Here is a 17252-nt window from a genome sequence, read left to right as displayed (position 1 = left end):
CGCGGGCGGCGCACCGGTAACGATCGGCAACATATTGCCGCGCGTCATTCGACCGCGGCTGGCCCAGGTCAAGTTCTCCCTGGCGCGGTCCATGCTTGACTTCCAGCATGGTCAACCGCGACAGGAGCAGTCCATGACCGAGCGCCGCGTCCCACGCCCAAGCGGCAGCGCCTCTCCGCCCTGGCACAGCCTTTCCCCGCAGCAGGTGCAGGACCAGCTGCGCAGCGGCCCCGCAGGCCTCGACGAGGCCGAGGTGCTGCGCCGCCGCGAGCAGTACGGCGAGAACCGCCTGGCGCCGCCCCGCCGCCGCGGCCCGCTGCTGCGCCTGCTGCTGCAGTTCCACAACATCCTGCTCTACGTGATGCTCGCCGCCGCGCTGATCACCGCCGCGCTCGGCCAGTGGATCGACACCGGCGTGCTGCTCGGCGCCGTGCTGGTCAACGCGGTGATCGGTTTCATCCAGGAAGGCAGGGCCGAATCGGCGCTGGACTCCATCCGCAGCATGCTGTCCTCCAGCGCCACGGTGATCCGCCAGGGCAAGCGCCAGCAGCTGGGCGCCGCCGACCTGGTGCCCGGCGACCTGGTGCTGCTGGCATCCGGCGACCGGGTGCCGGCCGACCTGCGCCTGCTGACCGGCAAGGAACTGCGCGTCGACGAGGCGGCGCTCACCGGGGAATCCCTGCCGGTGGAAAAGAGCCCCGACGCGGTGCCGCTCGACGCGCCCCTCGGCGACCGCTACGGCATGGCCTACTCCGGCACCCTGGTGGTGTTCGGCCAGGCCAGCGGACTGGTGGTGGCCACCGGCGCCGCGACCGAGCTGGGCCGGATCAACCAGATGCTGCGCAGCGTGCACCAACTGACCACCCCGCTGCTGCGCCAGATCGACCGCTTCGGCCGCGCCCTGGCGCTGGTCATTCTCGGCCTCGCCTTCGTGGTGTTCCTGCTCGGCACCCTGTGGCGCGGCGAAACGCCGGCGGAAATGTTCATGATGGTGGTGGCGCTGGTGGCCTCGGCCATCCCCGAGGGGCTGCCGGCGATCATGACCGTGACCCTGGCCCTCGGCGTGCAGCGCATGGCCGGCCAGCAGGCCATCGTCCGGCGCCTGCCGGCGGTGGAAACCCTGGGCTCGGTGACGGTGATCTGCTCGGACAAGACCGGCACCCTGACCCGCAACGAGATGACCGTGCAGCGCGTGGTCTGCGCCGGCCGGGTGTACGAGGTGGAAGGCGTCGGCTACAGCCCCGAGGGCGGCTTCAGCGTCGACGGCCAGCCGGTGGAGCTGGGCGCGCAGACCGCCCTGCAACTGGCGATCCGCACCGGCGTGCTGTGCAACGACGCGCTGCTGCGCGAGGACGACGGCCAGTGGCGCATCGAAGGCGACCCCACCGAGGGCGCGCTGCTGGTGCTCGGCGCCAAGGCCGGCCTGCCGCCGGAAGCCTGCAATGAAGCCTGGCCGCGGCTGGACAGCATTCCCTTCGAGTCCCAGCACCGTTTCATGGCCAGCAGCCACCGGGACGGCGCGGACCAGCCGTGGATACTGGTCAAGGGCGCCCCGGAACGCATCCTGGAGATGTGCTCGCGGCAGCTCATGGACGACGGCGACGCCCCGCTCGATCCCGACTACTGGCGGCGCATGGCCACCGACACCGCCGCGCGCGGCCTGCGCCTGCTGGCCCTGGCCGCCCGGCGTACGGAGCCGGCCGGAGCGCAGCTGGACTTCGCCGACGTCGCCGAGGGCTTCACCCTGCTCGCCCTGGTCGGCCTGATCGACCCGCCGCGCACCGAGGCCATCGCCGCCGTCGAGCAATGCCAGCAGGCCGGCATCCGGGTGAAGATGATCACCGGCGACCACGCCGAGACCGCCCGCGCCATCGGTGCGCAGCTGGGCATCGGCGTCGGCCGGCCGGCGGTGACCGGCGCCGAACTGGCGGTGATCGACGACAACGAACTGCGCCGCGTGGCCCGCGAGGTGGACGTCTTCGCCCGCGCCAGCCCGGAGCACAAGCTGCGCCTGGTGCAGGCCCTGCAGCAGGACGGCGAGGTGGTGGCGATGACCGGCGACGGCGTCAACGACGCGCCGGCGCTGAAGCGCGCCGAGGTCGGCGTGGCCATGGGCTGCAAGGGCACCGAGGCGGCGCGCGAGGTGGCCGACGTGGTGCTCGCCGACGACAACTTCGCCAGCATCGCCAGGGCGGTGCGCGAGGGCCGCGCGGTCTACGACAACCTGAAGAAGTTCATCCTGTTCATGCTGCCGACCAACGGCGGCGAGACGCTGGTGGTGATCACCGCGCTGTTCCTCGGCTATGCCCTGCCGCTGACGCCGGCGCAGGTGCTGTGGATCAACATGGTCACCTCCAGCACCCTGGGCATCGCCCTCGCCTTCGAACCGGCCGAGCCCGGCATCATGCAGCGCCGCCCGCGGCCGCCGGGCACTCCGCTGCTGTCCGGCTTCTTCGTCTGGCGGGTGTTCATGGTGTCCTGCCTGATGATGCTCGGCGCCTTCGGCCTGTTCGTCTGGGAGCTGGAACGCGGCACCAGCATCGAATCGGCGCGGACCATGGCGGTGAACGCGGTGGTGGCGGCGGAGATGTTCTACCTGATCAACAGCCGGGCGATCTTCGGCTCGGTGCTCAGCCGCGAAGGGCTGCTCGGCAATCGCTGGGTACTGCTGGCGATCGCCATCTGCGTACCGCTGCAACTGGCCTTCACCTATGCGCCGTGGATGCAGGGGATATTCGGTTCCACCGGGCTGAGCCTGGAGGAATGGTCGCGGGTGCTGGGCGCCGGGCTGCTGGTGTTCCTCGGCGCCGAACTGGAGAAACTGGTGATCCGCCGCTGCGGGCTGGCCGCGCGGCTGTCCCGGCATTGACCGATCGGGATGCTCAGACCGCGGTCAGGCCGCCATCCACCGGCAGGGCCACGCCGGTGCTGAAGCCGGCGCCGTCGCTGCACAGGTAGAGCACCGCGGCGGCGACTTCCTCCGCCTGGCCCACGCGGCCGACGGGGTGCATGGCGGCCACCGACTGGGCCTTGGCCGGATCGCTCTCGCAGACGCGGCGGAACATGTCGGTGTCGATCACCGCCGGGCAGACGGCATTGATGCGCACCTTCTTCCGCGCATATTCGATGGCCGCCGAGCGGGTCAGGCCGATCACCGCGTGCTTGGTAGCGGAATAGATCGCCATGTTCGGCGCTGCGCCGAGGCCGGCGACGGACGCTGTGTTGACGATGGCGCCGCCGCCCTGGGCGAGCATCACCGGGATCTGGTGCTTCATGCACAGCCACACGCCCTTCACGTTGACGTTCATCAGCGCGTCGAACTCGGCCTCGCTGCCATTCGCCAGGCGGCCGCGTTCGATCTCGATGCCGGCGTTGTTGAAGGCGTAGTCGAGCCGGCCGTAGGCGGCCAGGGTACCGGCCACCAGCGCGGCGACCTCGGCATCGCGGGTCACGTCGCAGCGGATGAAGGTCGCCTCGCCGCCGGCGGCACGGATCGCCTCGACGCTGGCCTCGCCGCCCCTGGCGTCCACGTCGGACACCACGACCTTGATGCCCTCGCGGGCGAAAGCCTGGGCGGTGGCGCGACCGATGCCGGCGCCGGCACCGGTGACCAGGGCGACCTGGCCGGAAAGCAGCTGACTCATGGAACTGTCCTCGAAGGTTTCTGGGGGAGTTCGCCGGAGTCTAGCCAGCACGCATCGGCAGCGAAGCACTATCAGGACGGTGATACACCGGGCATCCGGATGGATGATGTTGGATGGCACGGCACATCACCGGCGTGGATGATTCATTCTTCAGCGGGCGGGTGGAACTTGCCGATATCGGTGGGTGGGGCTATGCCCTGAGTAGCCCATCCAAAGCATGCGCACAACGTAGGAGCCAGCTTGCTGGCGATCAGCCGTGCCAGTCGGCAGCTCGGTGGTTGCCGGCAAGTCCGGGATCGCCAGCAAGCTGGCTCCTACAGGTCCGGTATCCCGATGCTCCTACGGGAGCCCTTCCACCACTGCGCACTAGCCAACGAACCGAGGACCCCACCATGCCCGCCCAGACCAACCGACAGTTCCAGCTCGCCAAACGCCCGGTCGGCATGCCGGACCGCGACACCTTCGCCTACGTCGAATCCCCCGCCGGCGAGCCCGGCCCCGGGCAGGTGCTGGTGAAGAACCAGTACCTGTCGCTGGACCCGGCCATGCGCGGCTGGATGAACGACGCCCGCTCCTATATCCCGCCGGTCGGCATCGGCGAGGTGATGCGCGCCCTCGGCGTCGGCCAGGTGATCGCCTCGCAGCATCCGGATTTCGCCGTGGGCGACACGGTGAACGGCGCCCTCGGCGTGCAGGACTACTTCCTCGGCGAGCCGCGCGGCTTCTACAAGGTCGACCCGGACCGCGCGCCGCTGCCACTGTATCTTTCGGCGCTGGGCATGACCGGCATGACCGCCTACTTCGGCCTGCTCGACGTCGGCCAGCCGAAGGCCGGCGAGACGGTGGTGGTTTCCGCGGCGGCCGGTGCGGTGGGCAGCGTGGTCGGGCAGATCGCGCGGATCAGGGGCTGCCGGGTGGTCGGCATCGCCGGCGGCGCGGAGAAGTGCCGCTACCTGATCGACGAGCTCGGCTTCGACGGCGCCATCGACTACAAGCACGAGGACGTGCAGGCCGGTCTGAAGCGCGAATGTCCCAAGGGCGTGGACGTGTTCTTCGACAACGTCGGCGGCGACATCCTCGACGCCGTGCTCACCCGCCTGGCGCCCAGGGCGCGCATCGTCATCTGCGGCGCGATCAGCCAGTACAACAACAAGGAGTCGGTGCGCGGGCCGGCCAACTACCTGTCGCTGCTGGTCAACCGCGCGCGCATGGAGGGCATGGTGGTGGTCGACTACGCCGACCGCTTCCCCGAAGCGCTCAGGGAAATGGCCACCTGGCTGGCCGAGGGCAAGCTGAAATCCCGCGAGGATGTGGTCGAGGGCCTGCAGAACTTCCCCGAAACGCTGCTGAAGCTGTTCAGCGGGGAGAACTTCGGCAAGCTGGTGCTGAAGGTTTGAGGGAGTAGCCCGCGCTTCATGGTTCCCACGCTCCCGCGTGGGAACCCATCCGGGGGCGCTCCGCGTCCCAGCGACGCGGGAGCGTCGAGAGCTGCATTCCCACGCAGGAGCGTGGGGAACGATAAGGATTCATCGCGTCCCGATGATGTCTGGCTAAGCTCCTATCCAGACACCTTGCGGAATCTCTCGAATGCCTCCTGTCCGCTGGCTCCCCGGCCTGCACCGCCTGCTGCACTACCGTTTCTCCTGGCTGGCGCCGGATATCCAGGCGGGGCTGTCGGTGGCCGCGATCCAGATTCCCACCGCCATCGCCTATGCGCAGATCGTCGGCTTCCCGGCCCAGGTCGGACTGTATGCCTGCATCCTGCCGATGCTGATCTACGCCCTGGTCGGCAGTTCGCGGCAACTGATGGTCGGCCCGGACGCCGCCACCGCGGCCATGGTCGCGGCGGCGATCACCCCGCTGGCGGCCGGCGATCCCCAGCGCCTGCTGCAGCTGTCGATGATCGTCGCGGTGATGGTCGGCCTGCTATCCATCGCTGCCGGGTTCGCCCGCGCCGGTTTCGTCGCCAGCTTCCTGTCGCGGCCAACCCTGGTCGGCTACCTGAACGGCATCGGCATCAGCCTGATCGCCGGCCAGCTGGGCAAGCTGCTCGGCTACCACGCCGAGACCAGCGGCTTCGTCGCCGGCATGCTGGCATTGCTGCGCAACCTGGCGGACGCGCACCTGCCCAGCCTCACGCTGGCCCTGGCCACCCTGGCGCTGATCGCCCTGACGCCTCGACGCTGGCCGAAGGTTCCCGGGGTGCTGCTCGGCGTGCTGCTGGCGACCCTGGTCACCGCGCTGCTCGGCCTCGACCGCTTCGGCATCCCCCTGCTCGGCGCGGTGCCCCAGGGATTGCCCGAGCTAACCTGGCCGCGCAGCAACTACAACGAGCTGCTCGGCCTGCTGCGCGACGCCTCCGGCATCACCATGGTCAGCTTCTGCAGCGCCATGCTCACCGCGCGCAGCTTCGCCGCCCGCCACGGCTACAGCGTCAACGCCAACCACGAGTTCATCGCCCTCGGCCTGGCCAATATCGGCGCGGGGGTTTCCCAGGGTTTCGCCATCAGCGGCGCCGACTCGCGCACCGCGGTGAACGACATGGTCGGCGGCAAGACCCAACTGGTGAGCGTCGTGGTCGCCCTGGTGATCGGCCTGGTGCTGGTGCTGTTCAGCGGCCCGCTGGGCTGGGTGCCGATCCCGGCGCTGGGCGCGGTGCTGATGATGGCCGGCTGGGGGCTGATCGACGTGAAGGCGCTCAAGGGCTTCTGGAAGCTCAGCCGCTTCGAGTTCGGCCTGTGCCTGCTGACCACCATCGGCGTGCTCAGCGTCGGCGTGCTGCCGGGCATCCTCGTCGCCATCGCCATCGCCCTGCTGCGCATGCTGTATTTCACCTATCGTCCGAGCGACGCGGTGCTCGGCTGGGTGCACGGCATCGACGGCCAGGTGGAGCTGAGCCGCTATCCGCAGGCGCAGACCCTGCCCGGCCTGGTGATCTACCGCTTCGATGCGCCGCTGCTGTTCTTCAACGCCGACTATTTCAAGGAGCGCCTGCTGGAGGTGGTGGAAGCGGCCGGGCAGCCCAACGCGGTGCTGCTCAACGCCGAAGGCATCACCAGCATGGACATCAGCGGCCTGACCACCCTGCGCGAGGTCCAGCAGACCCTCGCCGCGCAGGGCGTGCACCTGTCGCTGGCGCGGGCGACCGGGCAGACCCTGGAGCTGCTGCAGCGCTCGAAGATGCTCGGCGAGGTCAAGCCGCCGCTGGTGTTCAGCTCGGTGCGCTCCGGGGTCAACGCCTTCCGCCACTGGAAGCGCCAGCAGGTCGGCGAGACGCTGCAGGCGCGCCGGGAACCCGCCTAGGCCGTGCTACTTCGGCCTGATCATGCTGAAACGTTCGCGGGTGTAGGCGTACTGGCTGCCGCCGAGACGGCCGACCAGATCCAGGCGCGCGGGGTCGACATGGCGCTCGTCGAGCAGCACGGCGTCGTCGATGTGCGCCAGCAGCACCTCGGCGAAGATCAGGTGACAGTTCGGCCGCTCGGCCGGATACGGCTTGATCTCCGCCAGCCGGCATTCGAAGGCCACAGTGGCATCGGCCACCCGCGGCGGCGCGACGCGCTCGCTGGCCAGGGTGGCGATACCGGCGTGCTCGAACTCGCTGGCGCCGTGGGGTAGCCAGGCGGCGGTGGCGTTCATCCGCTCGGCCTGGGCGGCGCTGACCAGATGGATCACCAGTTCGCCGGTTTCCCACACGTTGCGCAGGGTGTCCTTGACGCTGCCGTCGTCGCGCAGGCTGGTGTTGACCATCAGCGTCGGCGGCTCGTCGCTGATCACCTGGAAGAAGCTGAACGGCGCCAGGTTGCTGCGACCCTCGGCGGACAGCGTGGAGACCCAGGCGATGGGACGCGGCGTGACGGTGGAGGCCAGCCAGCGGTAGGCGTCCGCCGGCGGGAGGGTGGAGAAGTCGAGTTGCATGGGATTTCCGCAAGCCAGGAAAGGAAACGCCGGAGCCGCTGACAGCGGTTCCGGCGCGAGGATTATGCCTTTCCGCGGCCTTCCTTCAACGGCCGGCGCGGGATTCCTTGATGTAGAAACGCGCCTTTTCGGCCTTGTCGAGGCAGCCCCCGTAGGACTCGACCTGCTGCTCGGTCTTGGCGGCGGTGATCAGGGTCAGCGCCTTGGAATAGCTGACGGTGCCGGCGAAGCCTTCGGCCTTGGCCAGGTCGAGCTCCTGCCAGGCGGCGCTCAGTTCAGTGGCGCAACTGTCGCGGTTCACCGTCTTGCCCGAACAGCCGGCTACCAGCAGGGCGATTGCAAGCAGGGTCAGGGTACGCGTCATGGAATGGTCCTCGCAGGAATAGTGATTCTCCAGCTTAGACCGCCGCCGGCGGATGCGCGTTCTGCCGGAAGTGGCGGACTACACTGTGCGCAGGCCATCCACCAGGGGAGATTCGAGCATGCTTCATCACGGCAGCTGTCATTGCGGACAGATCGCCTTCGAGGTGGAAGGCGAGATCGGCGAAGTCATCCAGTGCAACTGCTCGATCTGCAGCCGGCGCGGCTCGCTGCTGTGGTTCGCGCCGCGCGACAAGCTGCGCCTGAGCACGCCGGAAAGCGCCATGAGCACCTATACCTTCAACACCCACAAAATCCAGCACAAGTTCTGCCCCACCTGCGGCTGCGCCCCGCTGGCCTTCGGCAACATGCCGGACGGCAGCCCGATGGTGGCGGTGAACGTGCGCTGCCTGCCGGATGTGGATGCGGACGGCCTCACGGTGCGCAAATACGATGGCAGGAATGCGTAGGGCGAATAACCGTTCGCGGTTATCCGCCGCAAGCGCCGCGCCCGAACCCATCGGCGGATAACGCTGGCGCGTTATGCGCCCTACCCGGACATTCCAGCGAAACCGCGTAGGAGCGGGCCATGCCCGCGACAACACGTACGGTCGCGGGCATGGCCCGCTCCTACAGGCAACGTCAGGACGTAGGGTGGGTCACGCTCCATCGATCCACCATTCCCGCGTGCCATGCCCACCATGGTGGATGGAAAAAGCGCCATCCACCCTACGGTCTGGTCCGCACCCTACGCTCGGGCGCGCAGGTACTCCACCACTTCCGCCTGGTTGCCGCGGAACTCGATGCGCTCGGCCTTGCTTTCCAGCTGGAAGGCGTACATCGGGTCGTAGTACTCGCCGAGCAGCCCCTCGATCCAGCCACGGTGCAGGTCCACCGCGCCGCTGCGCTGCTGTTCCTCCAGCGCCGCATCCAGGATCGCCGCCAGGCGCTGGTAGCGCTCGCCGCCCAGGCGCTTGACGATGCCGGACAGGCTCTTGCGCAGGTAGGCGGCGAAGGCGTCGAAGCCGCCCTCCACGCCCACCACGTCCACAAACTCGGCGCACAGGTCGACCACGTAGTCCTTGAGGATGCGCTCGACGCGGTGCTCGAAACTGTCGTCCAGCCACACCAGCGGGTAGCGCTGCATGCCCTGGTACAGCTCCAGCGGCACCGAGCAACTGCCGACGATGCGGCCCTCGTCCTCCAGCACGAAGCGTTCGATGCCGGCATGGCGCTTCTTCAGGATGTCGATGGCCAGCAGGTTCTCGAAATCGATCTGCACCGGCTGCGGCGTGGCGCGGCGGCCGAAGGCGGAGCCGCGGTGGTTGGCGTGGCCTTCGAGGTCCAGGGCATTGTCCAGCTGGGCGACCACTTCGGTCTTGCCGGTGCCGGTCATGCCGCCGACCAGCACGAAGTCGCACTCCTCGGTGGCGGCGCGGGTGGTGTCGAAGAGGAAGGCGCGCATCGCCTTGTAGCCGCCGATCACCCGCGGATACTCGATGCCCGCCTCGCTCTTCAGCCACTGCTGGACGATCTGCGAACGCAGGCCGCCGCGGAAGCAGTACAGGTAGCCTTCGGGATTCTCGCGGGCGAACGCCGCCCAGCCGGCGATGCGCTCCTCCTTGAGCTTGCCGCTGACCAGCTCGTGGCCGAGGGCGATGGCCGCCTGCTGGCCGTGGTTCTTGTAGCTGGTGCCGACCTTCTGCCGCTCGACGTCGTTCATCAGCGGCCGGTTCACCGTATGCGGGAAGGCGCCCTTGCCGTATTCCACCGGGGCGCGCACATCCATCATCGGCACGTCGCCGAGGAACAGTTCGCGATAGTGCCGGGTGTTCTCGCGCATCACGCCACCTCTACCGCGTGGCTCTGTCGGGCCACCAGTTCGCCGATCGGCGCCAGCTGCAGGCCCAGTTCGACGGCGGCGGCGAGGAATTCCGCCTCGCCTTCCGGGGTCACCGCCACCAGCAGGCCGCCACTGGTCTGCGGGTCGCACAGCAGCAGCTTCTGCACTTCCGGCAGCGGCGCGATGCGCTGGCCGTAGCTGTCGAAGTTGCGTCCGGTGCCGCCGGGCACGCAGCCCTGCTCCAGGTAGTAGTCGACGCCGGCCAGGCGCGGCACCGCGTCGAAGCGGATGCGCGCGGTCAGGCCGCTGCCGTCGGCCATCTCCACCAGATGGCCGAGCAGGCCGAAGCCGGTGACGTCGGTCATCGCGGTCACCCCTCCCAGCTTGCCGAAGCGGCTGCCGGGGCGGTTCAGGGTGCACATCCAGTCGCGGGCGACGCCGACGTCCTCGGCGCGCAGCCTGGCCTTCTTCTCGGCGGTAGTGAGGATGCCGATGCCCAGCGGCTTGGTCAGGTACAGCCGGCAGCCTTCGCTGGCGGTGTCGTTGCGCTTCATGAAGCGCTTTTCCACCAGGCCGGTGACGGCCAGGCCGAAGATCGGCTCGGGGGCGTCGATGGAGTGGCCGCCCGCCAGCGGGATGCCCGCCTCGTCGCAGACCTTGCGCCCGCCGGCGATCACCTCGCGGGCGATTTCCGGAGCCAGCACGTTGATCGGCCAGCCGAGGATGGCGATGGCCATCAGCGGATCGCCGCCCATGGCGTAGATGTCGCTGATCGCATTGGTGGCGGCGATGCGGCCGAAGTCGAAGGGATCGTCGACGATCGGCATGAAGAAGTCGGTGGTGGAAACCACCCCGCGCTCGCCGTCGATAGCATAGACGGCGGCATCGTCGCGGGAGGCGTTGCCGACCCACAGGCGCGGGTCGAGGTTCTGCGCCCCGCTGCCGGCGAGGATCACTTCCAGCACCTTGGGGGAAATCTTGCAGCCGCAGCCCGCGCCGTGGCTGTACTGGGTGAGGCGGATCGGTTCGCTCATCGCGATCTCCAGGAAAAGGTCAGACGGCGATTCTATCAAAGCCGACCTTGGCGCCCATGCCTCCCCGGCGTATCGTCAAAACAGGTGGCAAGGGGGAATCCATATGGCGAAACAGGTGGCGCTGGTTCTGGGGTCCGGCGGCGCGCGCGGCTATGCGCACATCGGCGTGATCGAGGAAATCGAGCGGCGCGGCTACAACATTTCCTGCATCGCCGGCTGCTCCATGGGCTCGGTGATCGGCGGCCTGTACGCGGCGGGCAAGCTGGGCGAGTACCGCGACTGGGTGGAAAGCCTGGACTACCTCGACGTGCTGCGCCTGCTGGATGTCAGCTTCCGCCTCGGCGCCATCCGCGGCGAGCGGGTTTTCGGCAAGATTCACGAAATTATCGGCGAGATCAATATAGAAGACCTGCCGATCCCCTACACGGCGGTCGCCACCGACCTGGTCAACCAGCAGGAAATCTGGTTCCAGGAAGGCAGCCTGCACCAGGCCATGCGCGCCTCGGCGGCGATTCCCAGCCTGTTCACCCCGGTGGTGCAGGGCAACCGCATGCTGGTGGATGGCGGCCTGCTGAATCCGCTGCCGATCGTGCCGGTGGTGTCCAGCCATGCCGACCTGATCATCGCGGTGAACCTCAACGCCACCAACAACAGCCGCTACCAGTTGCCGGTCATCGAGCGCCCCGCCGCGCTGAAGGCGCGCTTCGACAGCATGATCGGCAGCCTGAGCAGCAAGCTGAACTTCCTGCGTCGCCAGTCGGAAAACAACACCCCGCCGGAACTGCTCGCCGAAGCGCTGCTGGCGCCGATACCGGTGACTTCCGAGCAACCCGCCGAACCGGAACTGCAGCAACCCGCCGCCGCTCCGCAGGCCAAGGGCTCGCCACGATCCGCCAGCGGCATCAAGGTGATCGAGAGCAGCAGCCCGGCCTCGCTGCTGGAGCTGGTCAACCAGAGCTTCGAGGTGATGCAGACGTCGCTGGCGCAGTACAAGATCGCCGGCTACCCGCCGGACATCCTGATCAACGTGCCCAAGCGCGTGTGCCGCTTCTTCGAGTTCTACAAGGCGCCGGAGCTGATCCAGCTGGGCCGGCAGATCGCCAGCGACACGCTGGACCGGTACGAGAGCGACAACCTCTGAGCGCGGCGCCACGCCGGCGCATGATGGAATTGCAGGAGCAACTGTCTTACATCGTCTTGATGCTTCCCCCTCACCCCAGCCCTCTCCCTCAGGGAGAGGGCTGGGGTGAGGGAGCCACAACACCAGACTTTCCCGTAGGAGCGGGCCATGCCCGCGAAGAAACGGATGCGGGAGCATCCGGGGATGCGTGCCCACGCGGGAGCGTGGGAACGATGGAATACCACCTTATTGAACATCGCTTCCCGGCGGCGCGACCTTCACCTCGCCGCTCGGCTCCACCGCCTGCACCCCCTCCACGCAGCGCAGGCGGTCGAGGCAGCTCGGCGCCGCGTGGCCGGTGATCATGCCGGCGCTTTCCAGGGTGGTGTCCACCGTGAGTCCCGCGGCGACCAGTTGCGAGGCGATCCGCTGCAACTGCGGCAGACCGCTCTCCCCCACCGTCACTATCACTTCGATATCCACCCGCCTTCTGCGCGGCATGATCCGCCCTCCCACAACCCGCTACGGTGCCAGAACCAGCCCGCGGCCCACATCCACCACCGGCAGCTGCAGGGTCTTGGCATTGGTGATCAGCCGCTGCCACAGCGCCGCGCCACGGTCGCCGGTGGCTTCGGCCCAGAGCGCGGCGATGCCGGCGACGTGCGGCGTGGCCATGCTGGTTCCGGAGATGATGCGCGTCCGCGTCGGCATTGGCCATGCCGAATGGACATCGACCCCGGGGGCGGCGATGTCCACCGCGGAGCCGGGCGCCAGCACGCTGTCCTGGGCGGAGAAGTCGGCGATGCGCAGGTCGTGGTCCAGCGCGCCGACCGCCATGAAGCTGCGGCTGTTGGCCGGACGCCCGACGAAGCCGTTGTCGCCCCGCGAGCGCCGCGCGTTGTTGCCCGCCGCGGCGACCAGCAGGGTGCCGGCCTTGAGCGCGCGCTGGCCGACGGTCTCGTAGGCGACCGAGACGGTCGGCTGGTCCGCGCCGAGGGACATGGACACCACCTGGCAACGGTTGGCGATGGCCCAGTCGATGCCGGCGAGTATCCCGGTGTCGGAGCCGCTGCCGTCGTCGGCCAGCACCTTGCCGACGTACAGCTCGGCGCCATGGGCCACCCCGTAGCGGCGCCCCTCGTCCGCCGGCTGCCGCGGCCCGCAAGCGGTGCCGCAGCAGTGGGTGCCGTGGCCATGGCCGTCCTGCACGCTGTCCACTTCCGGGATGAAGGATTTGCTCACCACCTGGCGATCGGCGAAATCCGGATGCCGCAGGTCCAGCCCGGTATCCAGCACCGCCACCCGGATGCCCTTGCCGCTGTAGCCCGAAGCGACCACGTTGGTCGCCTGCAATCCCCAGGTCTCGCCGGGGGTGTCCTCGAACAGCGCCGCCACGCCCTCCTGCTGCCGGCGCAGCGCCTGCTCGTAGAGCGCATTGGCCGCGTCGCGGAAGCCGCGCAGGTATTCCAGGCTGGGACCGTCCGCCTCGCTCAGGGCGTACATCGAACCCTCCGGCTCCACCGCCAGGATCGACGAGTTCTTGCGCATGGCGCGCAACAGATGGTTGGCCGCATCGGCATCCAGGCTGACCACCGCCACGCCGATATGCTCGAACAGCACGCCACCGTGATGGCCGAGCGCCGCCATGTCCACACCCTGCGCGCCGAAGTCGACGCTGCACACCAGCTCGGCCTTACCCAGGCCGGTGGTGCGTTTCAGGCAGGCCAGCGCCTGCGATTTCGCCCCGTCGCGAAAGGTCACGACGAAACGCCCGCCTTCTTGCAGTCCATTGAAGTCAGTCAGGGTGCTGGGCATCGCTTGTCTCCCGGATGGCTGTTCCATTCTCATAGCCGCTCGGTCGGCGCAGGGCAAACCGGCGGTGCAGAGCGTCGGACCATCGTAGGGGCGGCGAATTCCTCACTCAGCTATCGCGCAGGCGATAGCCCACTCCCGCCTCGGTGACGATGAAGCGCGGATTGGCCGGATCGTCAGCCAGTTTCTGCCGCAGGTGGCCGACCACCACGCGCAGGTAGTGGGTGTCCTCGGCGTGGCTCGGTCCCCAGATATCCCTGAGCAGCTGCTGCTGGGTCACCACCCGGCCGAGATGGCGCGCGAGCATGGCCAGCACCGCATACTCCTTGCGGGTCAGCGCCACTTCGGCACCATCCAGGGTGACGCGCCGGTAGGAGAAATCCACGCCCAGCGGCCCGACGCTCACCGCCGAGGCCTGCGCCTCGCCCGACGCGGCCTGGCGCAACAGCACGCGCACCCGGGCGAGGAATTCCTGGATGCCGAACGGCTTGGTCACGTAGTCGTTGGCGCCGCTGTCCAGCGCCAGCACCTTCTCGCTCTCGCCGGCGCGCACCGACAGCACCAGCACCGGCACCTGCGACCATTCGCGGATTTCCCGCAGCACGTCCTGGCCGTCCTTGTCCGGCAGGCCGAGGTCGAGCACCACCAGGTCGGGGCGGGCCAGCGCGGCCTGGGCCAAGCCCTCCTCGCCGGTGCCGGCCTCGACCACCTTGTAGCCGCCGGCGCTCAGGCTGATGCGGAGGAACTTGCGGATCTGCGGTTCGTCGTCGACGACCAGGATGGTGGCGGCGTTGCTGCTCATCGGCTCTGCGGACTGGCTGGAAAAGCGTTCAGCTTGGGCGTTTCAACTGCCGGCATCAAGCTGCTCAAGGTCCGGCTGGGTCTGCAGCGGCAGGTGCAGCACCAGGGTCGCGCCGCGCCCGTCGATGCCGTCCTCGACGCTGATCCGTCCGCCGTGGGCGCCGACCATGCCCTGGCAGATCGCCAGGCCCAGCCCGGTGCCCTGCCCGCCGCGGTCGCCACGGGCGGCGCTGTAGAACATGTCGAAGATCTTCTCCCGCTCCTGCGGCGGAATCCCCGGCCCCTCGTCGGCCACGCTGAACTGCAGTTCCTCGCCGACCTGCGCCACCGCGATGCGCAGGCGGCCCTGCGGCGGCGAGAAGCGCGCGGCGTTTTCCAGCACGTTGACCAGCGCCTGCTCGATCAGCGCGGCGTGCACGTAGAGCAGCGGCAGTTCCGCCGGCACCCGGGTTTCCACGCGGTACGGCGCGACCACCGCGCGCAGGCGGTTGAGCGCGCTGCCGACGATATCCCCCGGCGCCACCCAGTCGCGCGCCAGCTTGAGGCCGCCATGGCCAAGGCGGGTCATGTCCAGCAGGTTCTGGATGTAGCGGTCGAGCCGACCGGCCTCGTCGCGGGTGGCCTCCAGCAGCTCGCGGCGGTCGTCCGGCGGGATCGCGTCGCCGAGGGCCAGCAGGCTGTCGATGGAGCCGCGCATGGCGGTCAGCGGCGTGCGCAGGTCGTGGCTGACCGAAGCAAGCAAGGCGCTGCGCAGTTGTTCGGTTTCCCCGTGCAGGCGCGCCGCTTCCAGGTCTTCCGCCAGCCGCGCGCGGGCCAGCGCCTGGGCCAGCGGCTGAGCGAGGGCGGCGAGCAGGCGGCGGCGCTGTCCCGGCAGCGGCTGGCCATCGCGCGGGCGCACGCCCAGCAGCGCCAGCGGCCCCTCTTCCGCCGACAGCGGCCACCACCACCAGCGGCCATTGGGCAAGGTGCCGGTGCCGAGCCCGGCAGGCTGGTCGTGCTGCCAGCTCCAGTCGGCCGCGGCGCGCTCCTGCTCGTCGAAACTGCGCGGCGCACCGCCCTCGACCTTCCACTCGCCATGCGGGCGGCCGAGCAGGCAGACGTCCAGGTCGCCCCAGCCGCCGAACTGCTGGGTCGCAGCGGCGATCACCGCCTGGCGGTCGGTGGCTGCGGTGAGCTTGCGCGACAGCTCCAGCAGCGCGCCGGTTTCCTCCTGGGTATCGCGCAGGGCCTGGAATTGCCGGCGCTGGCGGGCCGCGAGGTTGCCGGTGAGGCCGGCCATGAGCAGGAAGAACAGCAGCGTCAGCACATCCTCCTCGCGCTGGATGGACAAGGAGAAATGCGGCGGGATGAACAGGAAGTCGTAGGCGAGGAACGACAGCACCGCGCAGGCCAGCGCCGGGCCCAGGCTGCTGCGCACCGCCACCAGCAGCACGGCGGCGAGGAACACCAGCGAGATGTTCGGCAACTCCAGCAGGCGCGACACGCCCCAGGCCAGCGCGCTGGCGCCTGCGGCTGCGACCAGCGCCAGCAGGTAGTCGCCCCATGCGGCCGGCTGACGCGATCGCGTACTGGCCGGGGCGAGATCGGTCTCGCTGTCCAGCACGTCGATTTCCAGCCCCTCGCCCAGGCGCAGCAGACGTTCGACCAGCCCGCCGCCGAACATGCGGCGGTACCAGCGCTGCGGCGAACGGCCCACCAGCACCACGCTGGCGCGCCGCTCGCGGGCATGGGCGATCAGCGTCCAGGCGATGTCGCCGCCGCGCAGCTCGACCACGTCGCCGCCGAGACGCTCGGCCAGTTGCTGGGCGCTTTGCAGGTGCATGCGCGACTGCTCGTCCAGCCCGCCGCCGGCATCCACGTGCACCAGTGACCATGGCAGATGGCGGCGCTCGGCGACGCGGCTGGCGTGGCGCACCAGCCGCTCGGCATTGCGCGCGCCGTCCACCCCGACCAGCAGGCGCCCGCGCAGCGCCGGCGCCTCGCCACCCTGCTGGCGGTAGCGGTGCGCCAGGTCGGCGTCCACCCGCGCGGCGGCGGTCTGCATCGCCAACTCGCGCAGGGCGGTGAGGTTGGTCTGGCTGAAGAAGGCGTCGATGGCGGCGCGGGCCTGTTCCGGCACGTAGACCTTGCCCTCGCGCAGGCGCTCCAGCAGCTCGCGCGGCGGCAGGTCGACCAGGAGGATTTCGTCGGCCTCCTGCAGCACCCAGTCCGGCACCGTTTCGCGCACCTGCACGCCGGTGATGTCGCGCACCTGGTCGTTGAGGCTTTCCAGGTGCTGGACGTTGACCGTGGTGTAGACGTCGATGCCGGCATCCAGCAGTTCCTCGATGTCCTGCCAGCGCTTGGCGTGGCGGCTGCCGGGGGCGTTGCTGTGGGCCAGCTCGTCGACCAGCGCCAGTTGCGGCGGATCGGCGAGCAGGCCGTCGAGGTCCAGCTCGGCGAGCTGGATGCCGCGGTACTCGGAGCGCAGCGGTGGCTGCTGCGGCAGTCCGGCGAGCAGCGCCTCGGTCTCGGCGCGGCCGTGGGTCTCGACGATCCCCGCGCGCAGCTTCACACCCTGACGCAACTGGCCGTGCGCCGCCTGCAGCATGGCGAAGGTCTTGCCCACGCCCGGCGCGGCGCCGAGGAATACCTTGAGGCGACCCCGGCCCATCCGTGGCAGGTCGGCGAGCAGGGCATCGGCGCGCCTGGGATCGCTCATGATTCGCTCCTCGGTGATC

General features: G+C 69.3%; 14 protein-coding genes. 5 read left to right on the top strand and 9 right to left on the bottom strand.

Going from position 1 to position 17252, the window contains the following annotated elements; translation table 11 throughout:
* Positions 1–133 precede the first annotated feature (133 nt).
* Positions 134–2869: a cation-transporting P-type ATPase gene (locus tag BLR75_RS23345; RefSeq protein WP_084314123.1), complete on the top strand. Its 2736-nt coding sequence runs from the start codon at positions 134–136 to the stop codon at positions 2867–2869.
* Positions 2870–2882: 13 nt separating this feature from the next.
* Here the strand turns inward: BLR75_RS23345 and BLR75_RS23340 are convergent, their stop codons facing one another.
* Positions 2883–3644: an SDR family oxidoreductase gene (locus BLR75_RS23340; protein WP_084314122.1), complete on the bottom strand. Its 762-nt coding sequence runs from the start codon at positions 3642–3644 to the stop codon at positions 2883–2885.
* Between the two features lie 392 nt (positions 3645–4036).
* Between BLR75_RS23340 and BLR75_RS23335 the strand changes: the two genes are divergently transcribed.
* Positions 4037–5041 carry an NADP-dependent oxidoreductase gene (locus BLR75_RS23335; protein ID WP_084314121.1) on the top strand — a complete coding sequence of 335 codons (1005 nt, stop codon included), beginning with the start codon at positions 4037–4039 and terminating at the stop codon, positions 5039–5041.
* Between the two features lie 190 nt (positions 5042–5231).
* A complete protein-coding gene (locus tag BLR75_RS23330; RefSeq protein ID WP_084314120.1) occupies positions 5232–6947 on the top strand; it encodes a SulP family inorganic anion transporter in 1716 nt (571 codons plus the stop codon).
* 6 nt (positions 6948–6953) lie between these two features.
* Here the strand turns inward: BLR75_RS23330 and BLR75_RS23325 are convergent, their stop codons facing one another.
* Both BLR75_RS23325 and BLR75_RS23320 read right to left on the bottom strand, forming a co-directional pair.
* A complete protein-coding gene (locus BLR75_RS23325; RefSeq protein ID WP_084314119.1) occupies positions 6954–7562 on the bottom strand; it encodes a flavin reductase family protein in 609 nt (202 codons plus the stop codon).
* A gap of 85 nt (positions 7563–7647) precedes the next feature.
* Positions 7648–7926, bottom strand: a complete 279-nt coding sequence (locus tag BLR75_RS23320) for a hypothetical protein (RefSeq protein WP_084314118.1) — start codon at positions 7924–7926, stop codon at positions 7648–7650.
* Between the two features lie 118 nt (positions 7927–8044).
* Between BLR75_RS23320 and BLR75_RS23315 the strand changes: the two genes are divergently transcribed.
* Positions 8045–8392, top strand: coding sequence for a GFA family protein (locus BLR75_RS23315; protein ID WP_084314117.1), 348 nt, complete (start codon positions 8045–8047; stop codon positions 8390–8392).
* A 278-nt stretch (positions 8393–8670) separates the two neighbouring features.
* Here the strand turns inward: BLR75_RS23315 and mnmH are convergent, their stop codons facing one another.
* Together mnmH and selD are read right to left on the bottom strand one after the other, a co-directional pair.
* The gene (gene mnmH / locus BLR75_RS23310) at positions 8671–9765 is read right to left on the bottom strand and encodes a tRNA 2-selenouridine(34) synthase MnmH (protein ID WP_084314116.1); all 1095 of its coding nucleotides are present in this window, start codon (positions 9763–9765) and stop codon (positions 8671–8673) included.
* A complete protein-coding gene (selD, locus tag BLR75_RS23305; protein WP_084314115.1) occupies positions 9765–10799 on the bottom strand; it encodes a selenide, water dikinase SelD in 1035 nt (344 codons plus the stop codon). The genes mnmH and selD overlap by 1 nt, the downstream gene beginning before the upstream one ends.
* 103 nt (positions 10800–10902) lie before the next feature.
* On the opposite strand from selD, the gene BLR75_RS23300 reads away from it, so the two are divergent.
* The gene (locus BLR75_RS23300) at positions 10903–11940 is read left to right on the top strand and encodes a patatin-like phospholipase family protein (RefSeq protein WP_084314114.1); all 1038 of its coding nucleotides are present in this window, start codon (positions 10903–10905) and stop codon (positions 11938–11940) included.
* 225 nt (positions 11941–12165) lie between these two features.
* Here the strand turns inward: BLR75_RS23300 and BLR75_RS23295 are convergent, their stop codons facing one another.
* From BLR75_RS23295 to BLR75_RS23280, 4 genes are all read right to left on the bottom strand, one after another.
* Positions 12166–12420 carry a hypothetical protein gene (locus BLR75_RS23295; protein WP_139207056.1) on the bottom strand — a complete coding sequence of 85 codons (255 nt, stop codon included), beginning with the start codon at positions 12418–12420 and terminating at the stop codon, positions 12166–12168.
* Between the two features lie 21 nt (positions 12421–12441).
* Positions 12442–13734: a S8 family peptidase gene (locus BLR75_RS23290; RefSeq protein ID WP_090416150.1), complete on the bottom strand. Its 1293-nt coding sequence runs from the start codon at positions 13732–13734 to the stop codon at positions 12442–12444.
* Positions 13735–13840: 106 nt separating this feature from the next.
* Positions 13841–14533, bottom strand: coding sequence for a response regulator (locus tag BLR75_RS23285; RefSeq protein ID WP_084314111.1), 693 nt, complete (start codon positions 14531–14533; stop codon positions 13841–13843).
* A gap of 42 nt (positions 14534–14575) precedes the next feature.
* The gene (locus BLR75_RS23280; protein ID WP_084314110.1) at positions 14576–17233 is read right to left on the bottom strand and encodes a sensor histidine kinase; all 2658 of its coding nucleotides are present in this window, start codon (positions 17231–17233) and stop codon (positions 14576–14578) included.
* Between the last annotated feature and the right edge of the window lie 19 nt (positions 17234–17252).

This window comes from Pseudomonas jinjuensis, assembly GCF_900103845.1.
Taxonomy (GTDB): Bacteria; Pseudomonadota; Gammaproteobacteria; order Pseudomonadales; family Pseudomonadaceae; genus Pseudomonas; species Pseudomonas jinjuensis.
This window is presented reverse-complemented; position numbering and strand designations above follow the sequence as displayed.

What these genes read in the sequence shown, in the direction of transcription:
- BLR75_RS23345 (WP_084314123.1), top strand. Translation starts at nt 134, where the DNA reads ATGACCGAGCGCCGCGTCCCACGCCCAAGCGGCAGCGCCTCTCCGCCC.
- BLR75_RS23340 (WP_084314122.1), bottom strand. Translation starts at nt 3,644, where the DNA reads ATGAGTCAGCTGCTTTCCGGCCAGGTCGCCCTGGTCACCGGTGCCGGC.
- BLR75_RS23335 (WP_084314121.1), top strand. Translation starts at nt 4,037, where the DNA reads ATGCCCGCCCAGACCAACCGACAGTTCCAGCTCGCCAAACGCCCGGTC.
- BLR75_RS23330 (WP_084314120.1), top strand. Translation starts at nt 5,232, where the DNA reads ATGCCTCCTGTCCGCTGGCTCCCCGGCCTGCACCGCCTGCTGCACTAC.
- BLR75_RS23325 (WP_084314119.1), bottom strand. Translation starts at nt 7,562, where the DNA reads ATGCAACTCGACTTCTCCACCCTCCCGCCGGCGGACGCCTACCGCTGG.
- BLR75_RS23320 (WP_084314118.1), bottom strand. Translation starts at nt 7,926, where the DNA reads ATGACGCGTACCCTGACCCTGCTTGCAATCGCCCTGCTGGTAGCCGGC.
- BLR75_RS23315 (WP_084314117.1), top strand. Translation starts at nt 8,045, where the DNA reads ATGCTTCATCACGGCAGCTGTCATTGCGGACAGATCGCCTTCGAGGTG.
- mnmH (WP_084314116.1), bottom strand. Translation starts at nt 9,765, where the DNA reads ATGCGCGAGAACACCCGGCACTATCGCGAACTGTTCCTCGGCGACGTG.
- selD (WP_084314115.1), bottom strand. Translation starts at nt 10,799, where the DNA reads ATGAGCGAACCGATCCGCCTCACCCAGTACAGCCACGGCGCGGGCTGC.
- BLR75_RS23300 (WP_084314114.1), top strand. Translation starts at nt 10,903, where the DNA reads ATGGCGAAACAGGTGGCGCTGGTTCTGGGGTCCGGCGGCGCGCGCGGC.
- BLR75_RS23295 (WP_139207056.1), bottom strand. Translation starts at nt 12,420, where the DNA reads ATGCCGCGCAGAAGGCGGGTGGATATCGAAGTGATAGTGACGGTGGGG.
- BLR75_RS23290 (WP_090416150.1), bottom strand. Translation starts at nt 13,734, where the DNA reads ATGCCCAGCACCCTGACTGACTTCAATGGACTGCAAGAAGGCGGGCGT.
- BLR75_RS23285 (WP_084314111.1), bottom strand. Translation starts at nt 14,533, where the DNA reads ATGAGCAGCAACGCCGCCACCATCCTGGTCGTCGACGACGAACCGCAG.
- BLR75_RS23280 (WP_084314110.1), bottom strand. Translation starts at nt 17,233, where the DNA reads ATGAGCGATCCCAGGCGCGCCGATGCCCTGCTCGCCGACCTGCCACGG.